The organism is Neisseria sp. RH3002v2f (assembly GCF_014596375.1).
Lineage (GTDB): Bacteria > Pseudomonadota > Gammaproteobacteria > Burkholderiales > Neisseriaceae > Neisseria > Neisseria cinerea.
In genome coordinates, this window is sequence record NZ_MAYZ01000012.1 from 245,103 (window position 1) to 263,432 (window position 18,330).

At 49.7% G+C, this 18,330-nt stretch carries 14 protein-coding genes; 11 read left to right on the forward strand and 3 right to left on the reverse strand.

Annotated features, from left to right (window positions below):
• Positions 1-119: 119 nt before the first annotated feature.
• From rfaD to BBW69_RS02045, 6 genes are all read left to right on the forward strand, one after another.
• Positions 120-1,124, forward strand: coding sequence for an ADP-glyceromanno-heptose 6-epimerase (gene rfaD, locus BBW69_RS02020; protein WP_188210231.1), 1,005 nt, complete (start codon positions 120-122; stop codon positions 1,122-1,124).
• A gap of 78 nt (positions 1,125-1,202) precedes the next feature.
• A complete protein-coding gene (locus tag BBW69_RS02025) occupies positions 1,203-2,744 on the forward strand; it encodes a type I restriction-modification system subunit M (protein WP_188210232.1) in 1,542 nt (513 codons plus the stop codon).
• Between the two features lie 116 nt (positions 2,745-2,860).
• Positions 2,861-3,712 carry a DNA damage-inducible protein D gene (dinD, locus tag BBW69_RS02030; RefSeq protein ID WP_188210233.1) on the forward strand — a complete coding sequence of 284 codons (852 nt, stop codon included), beginning with the start codon at positions 2,861-2,863 and terminating at the stop codon, positions 3,710-3,712.
• A gap of 155 nt (positions 3,713-3,867) precedes the next feature.
• On the forward strand, positions 3,868-5,094 hold the full coding sequence (locus BBW69_RS02035; RefSeq protein WP_188210234.1) for a restriction endonuclease subunit S: 1,227 nt from the start codon (positions 3,868-3,870) through the stop codon (positions 5,092-5,094).
• Between the two features lie 42 nt (positions 5,095-5,136).
• On the forward strand, positions 5,137-6,276 hold the full coding sequence (locus BBW69_RS02040; RefSeq protein WP_188210235.1) for an AAA family ATPase: 1,140 nt from the start codon (positions 5,137-5,139) through the stop codon (positions 6,274-6,276).
• Positions 6,273-9,371 carry a type I restriction endonuclease subunit R gene (locus BBW69_RS02045; protein WP_188210236.1) on the forward strand — a complete coding sequence of 1,033 codons (3,099 nt, stop codon included), beginning with the start codon at positions 6,273-6,275 and terminating at the stop codon, positions 9,369-9,371. The genes BBW69_RS02040 and BBW69_RS02045 overlap by 4 nt, the downstream gene beginning before the upstream one ends.
• A 45-nt stretch (positions 9,372-9,416) precedes the next feature.
• On the opposite strand, the gene clpA is transcribed toward BBW69_RS02045, so the two are convergent.
• Positions 9,417-11,708 (reverse strand): ATP-dependent Clp protease ATP-binding subunit ClpA, encoded by a 2,292-nt coding sequence (gene clpA, locus BBW69_RS02050; RefSeq protein ID WP_188210237.1) that lies wholly within the window; start codon positions 11,706-11,708, stop codon positions 9,417-9,419.
• Between the two features lies 1 nt (position 11,709).
• On the reverse strand, positions 11,710-12,012 hold the full coding sequence (clpS, locus tag BBW69_RS02055; RefSeq protein ID WP_003674448.1) for an ATP-dependent Clp protease adapter ClpS: 303 nt from the start codon (positions 12,010-12,012) through the stop codon (positions 11,710-11,712).
• A gap of 249 nt (positions 12,013-12,261) precedes the next feature.
• Here clpS and BBW69_RS02060 point away from each other — a divergent pair, with 249 nt between their 5' ends.
• Positions 12,262-12,465, forward strand: coding sequence for a cold-shock protein (locus tag BBW69_RS02060; protein WP_003682902.1), 204 nt, complete (start codon positions 12,262-12,264; stop codon positions 12,463-12,465).
• A gap of 325 nt (positions 12,466-12,790) precedes the next feature.
• Here BBW69_RS02060 and pmbA read toward each other — a convergent pair whose 3' ends face one another.
• Entirely contained in the window at positions 12,791-14,122 is a 1,332-nt protein-coding gene (gene pmbA / locus BBW69_RS02065; RefSeq protein ID WP_111726634.1) for a metalloprotease PmbA, read from the reverse strand.
• A 152-nt stretch (positions 14,123-14,274) separates the two neighbouring features.
• On the opposite strand from pmbA, the gene yjgA reads away from it, so the two are divergent.
• From yjgA to BBW69_RS02085, 4 genes are all read left to right on the forward strand, one after another.
• Positions 14,275-14,787: a ribosome biogenesis factor YjgA gene (gene yjgA / locus BBW69_RS02070; protein ID WP_107996968.1), complete on the forward strand. Its 513-nt coding sequence runs from the start codon at positions 14,275-14,277 to the stop codon at positions 14,785-14,787.
• A 46-nt stretch (positions 14,788-14,833) separates the two neighbouring features.
• Positions 14,834-15,547 (forward strand): hypothetical protein, encoded by a 714-nt coding sequence (locus BBW69_RS02075; RefSeq protein WP_188210238.1) that lies wholly within the window; start codon positions 14,834-14,836, stop codon positions 15,545-15,547.
• Between the two features lie 68 nt (positions 15,548-15,615).
• Positions 15,616-17,316, forward strand: a complete 1,701-nt coding sequence (gene recJ, locus BBW69_RS02080; RefSeq protein ID WP_188210239.1) for a single-stranded-DNA-specific exonuclease RecJ — start codon at positions 15,616-15,618, stop codon at positions 17,314-17,316.
• Positions 17,317-17,378: 62 nt separating this feature from the next.
• Positions 17,379-18,302, forward strand: a complete 924-nt coding sequence (locus BBW69_RS02085) for a DMT family transporter (RefSeq protein WP_188210240.1) — start codon at positions 17,379-17,381, stop codon at positions 18,300-18,302.
• The last annotated feature ends 28 nt before the right edge of the window (positions 18,303-18,330 follow it).

An 18,330-nucleotide genomic window follows, 5' to 3' on the forward strand; every position in this document is an offset into this window, starting at 1 on the left:
AAAACCTAAAGGCCGTCTGAAAATAGAGTTGGAAAATAATCCAGACAGACAAGTTGTTATTTTCAGACGGCATGATTTCTTCAAGAACGTCTGAAAAATCAAAATAAAGGAAACCCAATATGACCATCATCGTGACAGGCGCGGCCGGCTTTATCGGCAGCAACATTGTTAAAGCCCTCAACCAACGCGGCATTACCGACATCGTCGCCGTCGACAACCTGACCCGCGGCGAAAAATTCAAAAACCTTGCCGAGTGCGAAATCGCCCACTACCTCGACAAACACGAATTTATCCGCCAAGTGCGCGGTCATCTTCTACCTTACAAAAACATCGAAGCTGTGTTCCACCAAGGAGCGTGTTCCGACACCATGAACCACGACGGCCTCTACATGATGGACAACAACTACCAGTACACGCTCGACCTTTTGGACTGGTGTCAGGACGAACGCATCCCCTTCCTCTACGCCTCCAGCGCCGCCGTGTATGGCAAAGGTGAAATCTTCCGCGAAGAGCGCGAACTGGAAAAACCGCTCAATGTATACGGCTACTCCAAATTCCTGTTCGACCAAGTATTGCGCCGCCGCATGAAAGAAGGTCTCACCGCCCAAGTCGTCGGCTTCCGCTACTTCAATGTTTACGGACAACACGAACAACACAAAGGCCGCATGGCATCTGTCGCCTTCCACCATTTCCACCAATACCGCGAACACGGTTACGTCAACCTGTTCGGTTCAAACGACGGCTACGGCAACGGCGAACAAACCCGCGACTTCGTCAGCGTCGAAGACGTTGCCAAAGTCAACCTTTACTTCTTCGACCATCCCGAACTTTCCGGCATCTACAACCTCGGAACAGGCCGCAGCCAACAGTTCAACGAACTCGCCGCCGCCACCGTCAACGCCTGCCGCGTTGCCGAAGGCAAACCTGAAATGAGTTTAAAAGAGCTGGTAGAAGAAGAATTTATCCGCTACATCCCATTTCCCGACGCGCTCAAAGGCAAATACCAAAGCTTCACCCAAGCCGACATCACCAAATTGCGCGAAGCCGGATATAAGGAAGAATTTTTCGATGTCAAATCAGGCGTCGACCGCTACGTCAAATGGATGCTGGAAAATCTGGCTTAATTTGAAATACTCATAACAAAGGTCGTCTGAAAATATCAGGCGATTTTGATTTGTTTAACTTTTATATAGATTTTGATTATGACCGAAATACAACAACGAGCCCAGCTGCACCGCCAAATCTGGAAAATCGCCGACGAAGTACGCGGCGCGGTGGACGGCTGGGACTTTAAACAATACGTTCTCGGCACACTTTTCTACCGCTTTATCAGCGAAAACTTCACCGACTATATTCAGGCAGGCGACAGCAGCATCAATTACGCCGACATGTCCGACAGCATCATCACGCCTGAAATCAAAGATGATGCCGTCAAAGTCAAAGGCTATTTCATCTACCCCAGCCAGCTTTTTTGCAATATTGCCACCGAAGCCCATCAAAACGAAGAGCTCAACACCAAGCTGAAAGAAATTTTTACCGCGATTGAAAGCTCAGCCTCTGGCTATCCGTCCGAACAAGACATTAAAGGCCTGTTTGATGACTTCGACACCACCAGCAGCCGGCTCGGCAGCACAGTTGTCGACAAGAACAAACGCCTTGCCGCCGTCCTCAAAGGCGTGGCGGAACTCGATTTCGGCAATTTTGAAAACCACCACATCGACCTTTTCGGCGATGCCTACGAATATCTGATTTCCAACTACGCTGCCAACGCAGGCAAATCCGGCGGCGAATTTTTCACCCCGCAAAGCGTCTCCAAGCTGATTGCGCGGCTGGCGGTGCACGGACAGGAGAAGGTCAACAAAATCTACGACCCAGCTTGCGGCTCGGGCAGTCTGCTCTTGCAGGCGAAAAAACAGTTTGACGAGCACATCATCGAAGAAGGCTTCTTCGGGCAGGAAATCAACCACACCACCTACAACCTCGCCCGCATGAACATGTTCCTGCACAACGTCAATTACAACCAATTCCACATCGAATTGGGCGACACACTGACCAACCCCAAGCTCAAAGACAGCAAACCCTTTGATGCCATTGTCTCCAATCCGCCTTATTCCATCAACTGGATAGGTAGCGACGACCCCACCTTAATCAACGACGACCGCTTTGCCCCCGCAGGCGTACTCGCCCCGAAATCCAAAGCCGATTTTGCCTTCATCCTGCACGCACTGAACTACCTTTCTAGCAGAGGCCGTGCCGCCATCGTCTCATTCCCCGGCATTTTCTATCGCGGCGGCGCAGAGCAGAAAATCCGCCAATATCTGGTGGAGGGCAACTACGTGGAAACCGTCATCGCCCTTGCGCCCAATCTCTTTTACGGCACCAGCATCGCCGTCAATATCCTGGTTTTGTCCAAACACAAAGACAATACCGACATCCAATTTATCGATGCAAGCAGCTTCTTTAAAAAAGAAACCAACAACAACGTCTTAACCGAAGAACACATTGCCGAAATCGTCAAACTCTTCGCCGATAAGGCTGATGTGCCGCATATCGCCCAAAACGCTGCCCAGCAAACCGTCAAAGACAACGGCTACAACCTCGCCGTCAGCAGCTATGTTGAAGCCGAAGACACCCGCGAGGTCATCGACATCAAACAACTCAACGCCGAAATCAGCGAAACTGTTGCCAAAATTGAACGGCTGCGGCGCGAAATTGACGAAGTGATTGCAGAGATTGAGGCCTAGGCAGTTGTTGCATATTTTGCAACAACTGAATGGGAAAGAGGCCGTCTGAAAATACGGGCGGCAACCTGCAAGCAATCTTTACAAGTTCAAATTAAGAAATTTTCGGGGGAAAATACATGACAACAGAAAACAACGCTTTTGAAAACGCCAAACACATCGACGAAACAGGCAATGAATATTGGTCGGCGCGCACCTTGCAGCAAATCTTGGAATATTCCGAATGGCGCAATTTCCAACGGGCCATTGATAAAGCCATAACCGCTTGCGAAACATCAGGAAATGACAAAAATCATCATTTTGTTGCAACCAACAAAATGATAGTCCTTGGAAAAGGCGGGCAGCGCGAAGTGGCGGATTACCGCCTTTCCCGCTATGCCTGCTACCTGATTGTGCAAAACGGCGATCCGTCCAAAAGCGTCATTGCCGCAGGGCAAACCTACTTTGCCGTGCAAACCCGCCGCCAAGAACTGCAAGACGAAGCCGCATTCAGGAGTTTGGGCGAAGACAAACAACGCCTGCTGCTTCGCAGGCAACTGCGCGAACACAATACCGACCTTGCCGCCGCAGCCAAAGATGCAGGCGTAGAAAAACCCGTCGAATACGCCGTCTTCCAAAACCACGGCTATCGGGGGCTATACGGAGGACTGGACAAGCAGGGCATACACAGCCGCAAAGGCTTGAAGAAAAGCCAGAAAATCCTAGACCACATGAACGCCAGCGAACTGGCTGCCAACCTGTTCCGTGCCACGCAAACCGAAGAAAAACTACGCCGCGAAAACATCCAAGGCAAAACACAGGCAAACCGGGTGCATTTCGAAGTCGGACAAAAAGTGCGCCAAACCATTGAAGAACTGGGCGGCATCATGCCTGAAGACCAGCCCGTACCTGAGAAAAGCATCAAACAGCTTGAGAACGAAGAGCAGAAAAGGCTTGCCGCAGCCGAACAGCATCAAAACGGCAAAAAATAACCCTGATTCAGGCTACCTGAAAAAGCAGTCTGCACATTGTTTCAGGCAGCCTGAAAGCAGGACGGGCTTCAGCCCGCAGAAATAACGGCAAACGGACATAGCGGGCTGAAGACCCCCCGCATCCCGCCGCAGCGGAAAGGAAACGGAAAACAACCATGGATATGCAAAGCAAAGCGAAAAAATTGATTGAGATGATTCAGACGGCATCGGTGGAGTGGAAGCTTTTAACTCAAGTAGCAGACTTAACGAGAGGAAGAGTTATATCAAAGGGTTATTTAGCTGACAATTTAGGAAATTATCCTGTATATAGTTCTCAAACTCTAAATAATGGTGAAATTGGAAAAATAAACTCATTCGACTTTGATGGGGAATTTGTTAGTTGGACAACTGATGGTGCAAATGCGGGAACAGTATTTTATCGGTCAGGAAAATTCTCGATTACGAATGTATGTGGATTAATAAAAATTAAAAACATCCTTGAGTTAAACTATAAATTTTTATTTTATTGGCTTTCAATTGAGGCAAAAAAACATGTTTATTCTGGTATGGGAAACCCAAAACTAATGAGCCACCAGATGGGGAAAATCCAAATTCCCATCCCATCACTGGAAACTCAGCAAAAAATTGTAAAAATACTTGACAAATTCACCGAGCTGGAAGCTACGCTGGAAGCTGAATTAGTCCTGCGCAAACGCCAATACCGGTATTACCGCGACTTTCTTTTAGATTTTGACAATCAAATCGGGGGGGGGGTGGCTGATGGCTATCAATGCCGTCTGAAAGATGAGGTTTGGAAGACGTTGGGGGAGGTGTTTGACTTGAAGAATGGCTATACCCCTTCCAAATCAAATAAAGAATATTGGGAAAATGGCTCAATTCCTTGGTTTAGAATGGAAGATATTAGGGAAAATGGTCGTATTTTAGATAATTCATTACAGCATATATCAAAAAGCGCAGTAAAGGGCGGTAAGCTATTTCCAGCCAATTCTATTATCATGGCTACATCTGCAACCATAGGTGAACATGCACTAATAACCGTTCCATTCTTAGCCAACCAAAGATTTACCAGTTTATCTTTAAAGCCTGAATTTGCCGATAAACTCAGCATTTATTTTCTTTATTACTATTGTTTTAACCTTAGTGAATGGTGCAAAAAGAATACAACAACATCAAGTTTCGCTTCTGTGGATATGAATGGTTTTAAACGCTTCCCAATCCCCATCCCACCACTCCCCGAACAGGAAAAAATCGTCGCCATCCTCGACAAATTCGACACCCTGACCCACTCCATCAGCGAGGGCCTACCACACGAAATCGCCCTGCGCCGCAAACAATACGAATATTACCGTGAACAGCTGCTTGCCTTCCCCAAGGCAGCCTGAAATTGGGATAATGTCTTCTGAAAATATTGATAAGGAAATATCATGGGAAAAAGTTTAACCGAAATTGCTGAGGAACTAAAAGGAAACGATAAAAAAGTCCAGCTAATCTATGCTTTTAACGGAACAGGGAAAACACGTTTGTCCAGAGAGTTTAAGAATTTAATTGCTTCAACCGGTTCAGAAGAGTCAGACGGAGAGCCAATAAGAAGAAAATTTCTCTACTATAATGCATTTACTGAGGATTTATTCTTTTGGGACAATGATTTGTTAGCGAACGAAGCTCCAAGATTAAAAATTCAAAAGAATAGTTTTACCGACTGGTTGCTTAGGGATAATGGACTGGATGGAGCTGTTATTAAAAACTTTCAATATTATACAGATGATAAGTTGACTCCTGATTTTAATGATAATTTTTCAGAAATTGTATTTTATTTTGCTCGTGGTAATGATGAGCAGATTGAAAATATCAAAATTTCCAAAGGTGAAGAAAGTAATTTTATTTGGAGCATTTTCTATGTATTAATCAGACAAGTCATCGCTGAATTGAATATTCCAGAAGATAGCGAAGAAGGACGTTCCACAGATCAGTTTGACGATTTGGAATATATTTTTATTGATGACCCTGTCAGCTCTTTGGATGAAAATCATCTGATTCAGCAAGCGGTTGATTTGGCTGATTTGATAAAAAGTAGCGAATCAGAGTTAAAGTTTATTATTACCACACATAATGTTTTATTTTACAACGTTCTATACAATGAACTAAAGTTGAAAAATAAAAATGGAAGTTATCTTTTGTTAAAAAATGAAGATGGTAGTTTTGATATTCTTGAAAAACGTGGGGATTCCAATAAAAGTTTTTCATATCACCTTCACTTAAAAGGAGTTATTGAAAAAGCTATACAAAATCAACAAGTAGAGAGATTTCATTTTATTTTACTAAGAAACCTGTATGAGAAAACAGCTAATTTTTTAGGTTATGAAGAATGGTCTAATCTTCTGCCTGAAGATGGTAGACAAAACTATTTTCAACGTATTATTAACTTCACAAGTCATTCTACATTATCAAATGAGGAATTTATTGAACCAACACGGCAAGAACAAGAAACTATCAAATTACTTCTGAAACACTTGCTGGATAACTATAATTTTTTTCAAAGTAATGAACAAAGAGATAATCCATGAGCCTCGAAACCAAACCCATCGCCGAAACGCCGAATTTCATCGTGCTTGACCAATATGAAAAAATCGAACAGTCGGGCAGCTACCAATCGGAAAACCAGTTGGAAGCGGAGTTAATCGCCGATTTGCAGAATCAGGGGTACGAATACCGCAAGGACTTGAACAGCCAAAGCAGGCTGCTGGAAAACCTGCGCACCCAGTTGCAGCGGCTGAACAATGTGGCGTTTTCAGACGGCGAATGGGCGCGTTTTTTGACGGAATATCTGGACAGGCCGTCTGAAAACATTACCGATAAAACCCGCAAAATCCACGACGACCATATTTACGATTTCGCTTTCGATGACGGCCGTCTGAAAAACATTTATCTGCTGGACAAGAAAAACCTTGCCCGTAACCATGTGCAGGTTATCAACCAGTTTGAGCAGACGGGCACGCATGCAAACCGTTATGACGTTACCGTGTTGGTAAACGGCCTGCCGCTGGTGCAGATTGAATTGAAAAAGCGTGGTGTGGCGGTGCGTGAAGCATTCAATCAGGTGCACCGTTACAGCAAAGAGAGCTTCAACAGCGAAAATTCGTTGTTCAAATTCCTGCAAATCTTCGTGATTTCCAACGGCACGGACACGCGCTATTTCGCCAATACCACCAAGCGCGACAAAAACAGCTTCGATTTCACGATGAATTGGGCGCGGTCGGACAATAATCCGATTAAGGATTTGAAAGATTTTACCGCCACGTTCCTGCAGAAAAGCGTATTGCTGAGCGTTTTGCTGCATTACAGCGTGTTCGATGCGAATGATACGCTGCTGATTATGCGGCCGTATCAGATTGCCGCTGCCGAACGCATTTTGTGGAAAATCAACAGTTCGGCGCAGGCGAAGAATTGGAGCAAGCCGGAGAGCGGTGGCTATGTCTGGCACACCACGGGCAGCGGCAAAACGCTGACCAGCTTTAAGGCGGCGCGTCTGGCGACAGAATCGGCGTTTATCGACAAGGTTTTCTTCGTGGTGGACAGGAAGGATTTGGACTATCAGACGATGAAGGAATACCAGCGTTTTTCGCCCGACAGCGTAAACGGTTCGGAAAGCACGGCGGGCTTGAAACGCAATTTGGAAAAAGACGACAACAAAATCATCGTTACCACCATCCAAAAGCTGAACAACCTGATGAAGAGTGAAGATAATCTGCCGGTTTACCATCAGCAGGTTGTCTTTATTTTCGACGAATGCCACCGCTCGCAATTCGGCGAAGCACAAAAAAACCTGAAAAAGAAATTTAAAAAATTCTGCCAGTTCGGCTTTACCGGCACGCCGATTTTTCCCGAAAACGCTTTGGGCGCAGAAACTACGGCGGGCGTGTTCGGGCGGGAGATGCATTCTTATGTGATTACCGATGCCATCCGCGATGAAAAAGTATTGAAATTCAAAGTAGATTACAACGATGTGCGCCCGCAGTTCAAAGCCGTGGAAGCGGAACAGGACGAGAAGAAACTGAGTGCTGCCGAAAACCGCCAAGCCCTGCTGCACCCTGAACGCATCCGCGAAATCACGCAATATATCCTGAACCAGTTCAGGCAGAAAACGCACCGGCTGAATGTGGGCGGCAAAGGCTTCAACGCCATGTTTGCCGTCAGCAGCGTGGATGCGGCGAAGTGCTATTACGAAGTGTTCAAAACACAACAGGCAGGCAGCCTGCACCCGTTGAAAGTGGCCACTATTTTTTCCTTTGCGGCCAACGAAGAGCAGAACGCCGTCGGTGAAATTGTCGATGAAACCTTTGAACCGGAAGCGATGGACAGCAGCGCGAAAGAATTTTTGCAGGCTGCCATCAACGATTACAACGCCTGTTTCAAAACCAATTTCGGCACGGACAGCAAAGCCTTTCAGAACTACTACCGCGATTTGGCAAAACGGGTGAAAAACCAGGAGGTGGATTTGCTGATTGTGGTCGGCATGTTTTTGACGGGTTTTGACGCGCCGACGCTGAATACGCTGTTCGTCGATAAAAACCTGCGCTATCACGGCCTGATGCAGGCGTTTTCTCGCACCAACCGCATTTATGATGCTACCAAAACCTTCGGCAATATTGTCTGCTTCCGCGATTTGGAGCAGGCAACCATTGATGCGATCACGCTCTTCGGCGATAAAAACACCAAAAACGTGGTGCTGGAAAAAAGCTACGAAGAATACATGAACGGCTATACCGATGATCAGACTGGCGAAGCACGGCGCGGTTATCTGGATGTAGCAAAAGAATTGAGCGAACGTTTCCCCGATCCCGACAAAATCGAAACGGAAAAAGACAAAAAAGATTTTGCCAAACTCTTCGGCGAATACTTGCGGGCGGAAAACGTATTGCAGAACTACGATGAATTTGCCGCGCTGCGCGAGTTGCAGAGTGTGGATGCGGCGGATGAAGATGCGATGAAGGCGTTTCAAGAAAAATACTACTTGAGCGATGAAGACGTGCAGGAAATGCGGCAAGTGCCGATGCCGTCTGAAAGGGCAGTGCAGGATTACCGTTCCGCCTATAACGACATCCGAGACTGGCTGAGCCGCCAAAAAGCAGGCGAACAGAAAGAGCAATCAAAAATCGATTGGGACGATGTGGTTTTTGAGGTGGATTTGCTCAAATCGCAGGAAATCAATCTGGATTACATCTTGCAACTGGTTTTCGAGCATCACAAAAAAATCAAAGGCAAAGCGGAGCTGGTGGAAGAAATCCGCCGTATCATCCGCGCCAGCATCGGCCACCGCGCCAAAGAGAGCCTGATTGTGGATTTCATCAATGATACGGATTTGGACAAAGTCCCCGACGTTCCTACCATACTGGAAACCTTCTACACCTACGCTCAAGAGGTGATGAGGAGTGAAGCCGCAGAGCTGATTGCTGCCGAAGGTTTGAATGAAACCGCCTCCAAACGCTATTTGATCGGCTCGCTCAAACGCGGCTATGCCAGCGAAAACGGTACGGAACTGACCGAAACCCTGCCGAAAATGAGCCCGCTCAACCCGCAATATCTGACGAAGAAACAAAGTGTTTTTCAAAAGATTGCGGCGTTTGTGGAAAAGTTTGCCGGAATAGGGACCGATATTTGAAAAATGCCGTCTGAAATTTCAGACGGCATTTTATTTTTCAATCGGTTAAACAGGTTCTGCTTCAGGTTTGACTTTGTTTTTCTTGAATTTCAACACGGCTTCTTCTTTTTCAGCATCCCAGTCTATCCGTACGAAGCCGCCGTCGGCGAGTTTGCCGAACAGGAGTTCGTCGGCGAGCGGTTTGCGGATTTTTTCCTGAATCAGACGGTGCATCGGGCGCGCGCCCATTTGCGGGTCGAAACCTTTTTCTGCCAGATATTTGCGCAATGCCGGTGTGAATTCAGCTTCGACTTTTTTGTCGAGAAGCTGGTGTTCGAGCTGGAGCAGGAATTTGTCCACGACTTTGACGATAATGGGTTCGGACAGGGGCGCAAACGGGATAATCGCGTCCAAGCGGTTGCGGAACTCCGGTGTGAAGAGCTTGTTGATGGCCTGCATTTCGTCGCCGAGTTCGCGCTTGGCGGTAAAGCCGAGGCTGGGGCGGCTGAGGCTTTCCGCGCCTGCGTTGGTGGTCATAATCAGGATAACATTGCGGAAATCGGCACTCTTGCCGTTGTTGTCGGTCAGCTTGCCTGCGTCCATGACTTGCAGGAGGACGTTGAAAATGTCGGGGTGGGCTTTTTCGATTTCGTCCAAGAGCAGCACGCAATGCGGCTGTTTGTTGACGGCTTCGGTTAAAAGGCCGCCTTGTTCAAAGCCGACGTAGCCCGGTGGTGCGCCGATGAGGCGCGATACGGCGTGGCGTTCCATGTATTCGGACATGTCGAAGCGTTGCAGCGGTACGCCCATCGAGTAGGCAAGCTGTTTGGCGACTTCGGTTTTACCGACGCCGGTCGGACCGGAGAAGAGGAAGCTGCCTATCGGTTTGTCGGGCAGGGCAAGGCCGGAACGCGACATTTTGACGGCGGCAACCAGCGCGTCGATGGCGTTTTCCTGACCGTAAACCATGTTTTTCAAATCGCGGCCGAGGAATTGCAGGACTTGTTTGTCGTCGTGCGACACGGTTTTTTCGGGAATCCGCGCGATTTTGGCAATGACGATTTCGATTTGCGCTTTGCCAATGACTTTTTTCTGTTTGGATTTGGGCAGAATCCGTTGTGCCGCTCCTGCTTCGTCCATCACGTCGATGGCTTTGTCGGGCAGGAAGCGTTCGTTGATGTAGCGTGCGGAAAGTTCGGCTGCGGCTTCAAGTGCGCCTTGCGTATAGCGGACTTGGTGGAAGGCTTCAAACATCGGCTTCAAGCCGCGCAGGATTTGTACGGTTTCGGAAACAGTAGGTTCGACCACGTCGATTTTTTGGAAACGGCGGCTTAAGGCGTGGTCTTTGTCGAAAATGGTACGATATTCGTCGTAAGTGGTTGCGCCGATACAGCGCAATGAACCTTTCGCCAATGCGGGTTTGAGCAGGTTGGATGCGTCCATCGTGCCACCGCTGGTGCTGCCTGCGCCGATGATGGTGTGGATTTCGTCGATAAACAAAATGGCGTGCGGGATTTTTTCGAGCTGTTTCAATATAGATTTGATCCGCGCTTCAAAATCGCCGCGGTATTTTGTGCCCGCCAAAAGCGAACCCATATCCAGCGCGTATACTTCGGCATCTTTGAGCGCGTCGGGAATGTCGCCGTTGACGATTTGATGTGCCAAACCTTCCGCCAGCGCGGTTTTGCCCACGCCTGCTTCGCCGACCAAAAGCGGATTGTTTTTGCGGCGGCGGCACAGGATTTGCACCAGCCGTTCCATTTCGTGTTTGCGACCAATTAAAGGGTCGATACGGCCGGCTTTGACTTCGGCGTTGAGGTTGACGGTGTACTCCGATAAAGGGTTTTTGCTCGGTTTGGTGCGGTTCTCATTATCGTCGTCCATGCCGTCTGAAGAATAGTTGCCATCGTCTTCATCTTCATCGGGAGAGCCGTGGGCAATACAGCGCAAAACTTCAAAACGCGTAACCGATTGCAGCTTGAGGAAATAGACGGCGTGGCTGTCAGTTTCGCTCATCAGCGCGACCAAAACGTCCAAAGGCTCGACCAAGCCTTTGCCTGCCGATTGGGTATGCACCATCGCCCGTTGGATGACGCGTTGGAAGCCGAGCGTGGGCTGGGTTTCGACCGTGTCTAAAAGGTGGTCGGGAATCAGGGGGGTGTTTTCGGCAACGCTGGCGGCGAGTTGTTCGGACACCACTTTCAAATCCGTGCCGCAGAGCTTGAGGACGTTGGGGACGGCGGCATCTTCTTCGATGAGTACCAAAAGCAGATGCTCGAGGCTGATAAATTCATAATGGGCGTTACGCGCCTCGCGATAAAGCTGCTGCAAAATCTGTTCCAATTCAGGGGCAAGCATATTAAATCTCCTCGACAATACATTGCAGCGGATGCCCTTCGGCTTTTGCCCGCTGCATGACTTGTTGCTGTTTGGTTTGGGCAATATCGCGCGTGTAAGTGCCGCACAGGCCTTTGCCTTCGTGATGAACCAAGAGCATTACTGCTACCGCCTGTTCTTGTCCGAGCATGAAGATTTCGGTCAGGATTTCAACGACAAATTCCATCGTGGTGTAATCGTCGTTCAATAGGAAAACGCCGTAACGTTTCGGCGGCAGGGTGTTAAGGTCGCTTAAAAGCGTATCGGATTGGCAGTGTGTCGTCATAAGTTGTTTTCTATCGGGAAGAAGCCGTTTTCAGACGGCATTTCTGTTGTATTTTCGGTCTTTCCGCTTATTTTCTCACTTTTTTGGAAACATAGCTTGACGTTTCGGCTTAACAAATGTAAAAAGACGGTTAAGCAGAAGCCGGCACTCGACCAAGTATATAAAGCTGGGGAGAAACGCTGAACGTTTAAGTTTGCTGTATGCCTTATTTTGCTGATTTTGTTAATTTTTAAGTATAGGAAGTTTCTAATGGCAACCGGTATCGTAAAATGGTTTAACGACGCTAAAGGTTTTGGTTTCATCACTCCTGACGAAGGTGGCGAAGATTTGTTCGCTCACTTCTCAGCGATCAACATGGATGGTTTCAAAACCCTGAAAGAAGGTCAACGCGTATCTTTCGACGTAACCACCGGCCCTAAAGGCAAACAAGCTGCTAACATTCAGGCTGCTTAATCCCGAGTGTACGGGAAACCGTATATGTGAAACGGCAGGACAGACGATGTCCTGCCGTTTTGTTTTGCCGTTTGCAGAAACAGGGGGAATGCCGTCTGAAAAGAACAGGTGTCTTTTTATCTGCTTTATCCTTAGCCTGTGTGAATCCTGTTGTGGATATGTTTGATAGTATGCTGAGGAATAAGGGAAAATCCTATATGATTAAAAAATGTGCAGATTGTTTGTCAGGGATTTTTGCGGAAATCTAAAAGAAATGATGTATCAACAAAGGGCCGAACCGCTGCAGGTTCGGCCCTTTGTTTTCAGACGGCATCCGGTTGGGGTTTCAGTTGCCGGCAACCGTCATGCTTCCTATCAGGATAGAACCGATTTGGTTGGACGAGCGGCGTAAGGCATCATCGGACACGCCGACGATGTTGCGGTACATATCCTGAAGGCGGCCGGCAACGGTGATTTCATGGACGGGGTAGGCAATGATGCCGTTTTCCACCCAAAAACCCGCCGCACCGCGCGAGTAGTCGCCGGTAATGGCGTTTACGCCTTGCCCCATGAGCTCGGTTACCAACAATCCCGTGTCCATTTCTTTCAGCAGGTCTGATTGCGTTTCGTGCGTATGGTTCAAATAAAGGTTGTGCGCGCCGCCGGCGTTGCCCGTGGTCTGCATACCGAGTTTTCTCGCGCTATAACTGCTGAGGAAATAGCCTTCGACAATGCCGTCGCAGATAACGAAACGCGGCCGCGTGGCGACGCCTTCGGAATCGAAATAGGTGCTGCCGAAGGCGCGGGGAATATGCGGCTCTTCGCGCAGGCTGAGGAAATCGGGCAGAACCTGTTTGCCTATACTGTCGATCAGGAAGCTGCTTTGGCGGTAGAGCGAGCCGCCGGACAGTGCGCCGACGAGGTGTCCGATCAGACCTCCCGAAACGGTCGCATCGAATAGGACGGGGTAGCTTCCGGTCGGAATGCTGCGGCTGTTCAAACGACGTAAGGTACGTTCGGCGGCGGTTTGACCGATTTGCGCCGGGCTGTCCATGTCTTGATGGCGGCAGGAGGAATCGTACCAGTAGTCGCGCTGCATGCCGTTTTCGTCGGCGGCAACGACGCTGCATGAAATGCTGTGGCGCGTGCCTTGCTGGTGTGCGGCAAAACCGTGGGTGTTGCCGTAAACGTATTGGTAATGTCCGGTTTGTACCGCCGCCCCTTCGGAGTTTTCGATGCGCTCATCCTCGTTCAGGGCGGCTTGTTCGCATTGTTTTGCCAACTCGACGGCGGCTTCCGTGCTTAAATCCCATTCGTGGTAACGGTCGAGGTTGCCGACGTATTGCGCCATAAGCGAAGCGTCTGCCAAACCTGCGCAATCGTCTTCGGCAGTGTAGCGGGCGATGTCGATGGCGGCTTTGACGGTGTCTTGCAGGGCTTTTTCGGAGAAGTCGGCAGTACTGGCGCGGCCTTTGCGTTTGCCGACGTAAACGGTAATGTCCAGCGACTTGTCCTGCTGGAACTCGATTTGTTCGATTTCACCCAAGCGCACGCTGACGCTTTGACCGAGCGACTCGCTGAAGTCGGCTTCGGCGGCGGTTGCGCCCGTCGCTTTTGCCAAGTCGAGCGTGCGGCGGCAGAGGTCGAGGAGTTCGGAAGCGGTGTGGTTGAACAGCATAGAAATCTTTCTTGGTGGAGCGTTGCGGCATTTTAACCGTTTCGGACGGCAGGGGCAAAAGTACCAGTTAAAAGGCGCATGGGGAAAAATGCCGTCTGAACGCGGAATCATTCTGTTAAAATGCGCCTATCGGATAAAATTTGAGAACCAAGATGTTTGAACAAGAAGATGAATGGGTCAGCAAAACCCAAATGAAAAAGCAGATGAACGATTTGCAGGATTTGGGCATGGCGTTGACCAAGCTCTCAAACGATACGCTGAAAAAAATCGGTTTGGATGCGGATTTGTACGAGGCGGTAACCGCCTATAAAAAAATCACATCCAACGGTGCGCTCAAGCGGCAGGCGCAATTTATCGGCAGGCTGATGCGCGATACCGATCCCGCGCCCATCGAGGCGTTTCTTGCCAAGCTGCGCGGCGACGATGCGGCGCACAATGCCTTTTTGCAACGTGTGGAACAGGCGCGCGTACGGCTGTTGGCAGACGACGGCGCGTTGACGCAGTTTATGTCGGATTTTCCGCATGCGGACGCGGGCAAGCTGAGGACACTCATCCGCAATACCAAAAAAGAGCAGGAGCAAAACAAACCACCGAAAAATTTCCGCGCCCTGTTTCAAGAATTGAAAACCGTTATGGAAAGCCAAGGCGGAACAGGGGAAGCCTAGGCATATTTTCAGACGGCATCCGCCGTTATTCGGATTGGAGGATAAAATGTTGTTCCGTAAAACGACCGCCGCCGTTTTAGCGGCAGCCTTGATGTTGAACGGCTGTACGGCAATGATGTGGGGCATGAACGACCCGTTCAGCGAAACGACCGCCTATAAACACGTTGACAAAGACCAAATCCGCGCCTTCGGTGTGGTTGCCAAAGACAATGCCCAATTGGAAAAGGGCAGCCTGGTGATGATGGGCGGGAAATACTGGTTCGTCGTCAATCCTGAAGATTCGGCGAAGCTGACGGGCATTTTGAAGATTGGGTTAGACAAACCCTTCCAAATGGTTCAGCCCAACCCACGCTTTGCCTACCAAGCCCTGCCGGTCAAACTCGAATCGCCCGGCAGCCAGAATTTCAGTACCGACGACCTTTGCCTGCGCTACGATACCGACAGACCTGCCGACATCGCCAAGCTGAAACAGCTTGAGTTTAAAGCGGTCGAACTCGACAATCGGACCATTTACACGCGCTGCGTATCCGCAAAAGGCAAATACTACGCCACGCCGCAAAAACTGAACGCCGATTATCATTTTGAGCAAAGTGTGCCTGCCGATATTTATTACACGGTTACGGAAAAACATACCGACAAATCCAAGCTGTTTGTAAATATCTTATATACGCCCCCCTTTTTGATACTGGATGCGGCGGGCGCGGTACTGGCTTTGCCTGCGGCGGCTCTGGGCGCAGCCGTGGATGCCGCCCGCAAATAAACAGCAATGCCGTCTGAAAAGCTTTCAGACGGCATTTCAGCCTCATCATATCTTGAAAAAACTTCGTCATGTCAGCCAAAATTCAAACCCGATCCGTCAATACCGACGTTTTTAATCATTTGCTCACCGCCGGTGCCGATCCTTTAATCGCCCGGCTTTGTGCCTCGCGAGGTGTGCAAAGTCCGGCCGAGTTGGACGACAAGCTTGCTGAGCTTTTGCCGTATCAAACGTTGACAAACTGCGAAGCCGCCGCCGGACGTTTGGCGGATGCGGTTGAGCGTCAGGAAAAAATCCTGATTGTCGCCGACTACGATGCCGACGGCGCGACGGCGTGTTCCGTCGGTATGAGCGGTTTGGCGGCGATGGGGGCGAAAGTGGATTTTCTCGTGCCCAACCGCTTTGAACACGGCTACGGCTTAACGCCCGAGCTGGCTGAAATCGCGGCAGAGCAAGGTGTGGATTTGCTGATTACGGTCGATAACGGTATCGCCAGTATTGCAGGCGTGGCGCGGGCGCAGGCTTTGGGTTTGGATGTGATTGTGACCGACCACCATCTGCCTGCCGAGACCGTACCCGACTGCATCATCGTCAATCCGAACCAAAAAGGCTGCGGTTTCCAAAGCAAAAGCTTGGCGGGCGTGGGCGTGATTTTTTATGTACTGATGGCTTTGCGTGCCGAACTGCGCCGCCGCAATTATTTTTCAGACGGCCTAAAAGAGCCGAATCTGGGCGACCTTTTGGATTTGGTCGCACTCGGTACCGTTGCCGACGTCGTCTCCCTCGATCACAACAACCGTATCCTCGTGTCTCAAGGTTTGAAACGGATGCGTTCGGGCAAAATGCGCCCCGGTATCCGCGCCTTGTTTGAAGTGGCGCGACGGGATTGGCGCAAGGCTCAGCCGTTTGATATGGGCTTTGCGCTGGGGCCGCGCATCAATGCGGCCGGACGGCTGGACGATATGTCGGTCGGCATTGCCTGCCTGTTGGCGCGAGATGATGCCGAAGCGCAGGAACTGGCGGCTCAGTTAAACAATCTCAATATCGAGCGCCGCGAAATCGAGCAGTCTATGCTGCAAGACGCGCTGAATGCTTTTCCTGAAACCCTGCCTTCAGGTCAGACGACTTTGGTGGCGTATCGCGATGACTTTCATCAAGGCGTGGTCGGCATCGTTGCCAGCCGCCTCAAAGACCGTTTTTATCGACCGACCATCGTGTTTGCGCCTGCCGACAACGGCGAAGTACGCGGTTCGGGACGCTCCATTCCCAATCTGCACCTGCGCGATGCTTTGGACTTGGTGTCCAAACGCCATCCCGATTTGATTTTGAAATTCGGCGGACACGCGATGGCGGCGGGTTTGAGCATACTCGAACACAATATTCCCGCGTTTCAGACGGCCTTTGAAGAAGCCGTGCGCGAGATGGTGTGCGAAGACGATTTGTCGCAAACCTTCATCACCGACGGCAGCCTGCCTGCCCGCGACATCACGTTGGAACAGGCGCAAAACCTCGCCCGCCACGTTTGGGGACAAGGCTTCGCTCCGCCGAGTTTTACCGACGAATTTCATGTTGTCCGCCAGCAGCCTTTGGGCGCGGAAGGCAAACATAAAAAAGTCTGGCTGCAAAAAGACGGCTACGAATTTGAAGCCATGTTTTGGCGTTGCAGCGAAGACATTCCCGAATACATCCGCACGGTTTACCGCCCCGTGGCCAACGAATGGCGCAACAATCTCGAATTGCAGCTGTATATCGATTACTGGGAAGCCGAGTAAGCAGTTGATGCCGTCTGAAAAGGGCTTTCAGACGGCATCGGGTAAACAGAGGAAAAACAAATATGGAAAACCAAAGACCTGCTTTGGGTTTTTTGTTGGCACTTTTGGCTACGGCAACTTGGGGGACGCTGCCCATTGCCGCGCAGCAGGTACTGAAATTCATTGATGCGCCGACATTGGTGTGGATACGCTTTACCGTGGCGGCATCCGTGCTGCTGTTTTTTTTGGCTGCGGCGGGGAGGCTGCCGAAGCGCCGGAATTTTTCTTGGCGGACGTTTAGGCTGTTATTGCTCGGTGTGGCCGGCATTTCGGCAAACTTTGTGCTGATAGCCCAAGGCCTGCATTATATTTCGCCGACCACGACGCAGGTTTTGTGGCAGCTCTCGCCGTTTACCATGATTTTTGTCGGCGTGGTGGTGTTCAAAGACAGGATGACTGCCGCACAGAAAATCGGTTTGGTTTTGCTGTTAATCGGTCTATTTATGTTTTTCAACGATAAATTGGGAGAATTGTCGGGTTTGGGCGCGTATGCGCAAGGCGTGTTGCTGTGCGCGGCAGGCAGTACGGTTTGGGTATGCTACGGCGTGGCACAGAAGCTGTTGTCGGTACAATTCAGCTCGCAACAGATTTTGATGCTGATTTATGCGGTAAGTGCCGCCGTGCTCCTGCCTTTTGCCGAACCGGCGAACATAGGCAGTTTGAAGGGCGTGGCGGCATGGGCATTCTTTGCCTATTGCTGCATGAATACGTTGATCGGTTACGGTTCGTTCGGCGAGGCATTGAAACACTGGGAGGCTTCCAAAGTCAGTGTGGTTACGACCCTGATTCCTGTCTTTACCATGATGTTTTCCATACTCGGACACCATCTTATGCCTGATATTTTTTCCGCACCGGATATGAATGGTTTGGCTTATGCCGGTGCTTTCGTCGTGGTAGGGGGTGCGGTCATGGCGGCAGTCGGAGACAGGTTGTTTAAGTACCGGTAATGTATACGATAGTGTGCTTATCACGGAA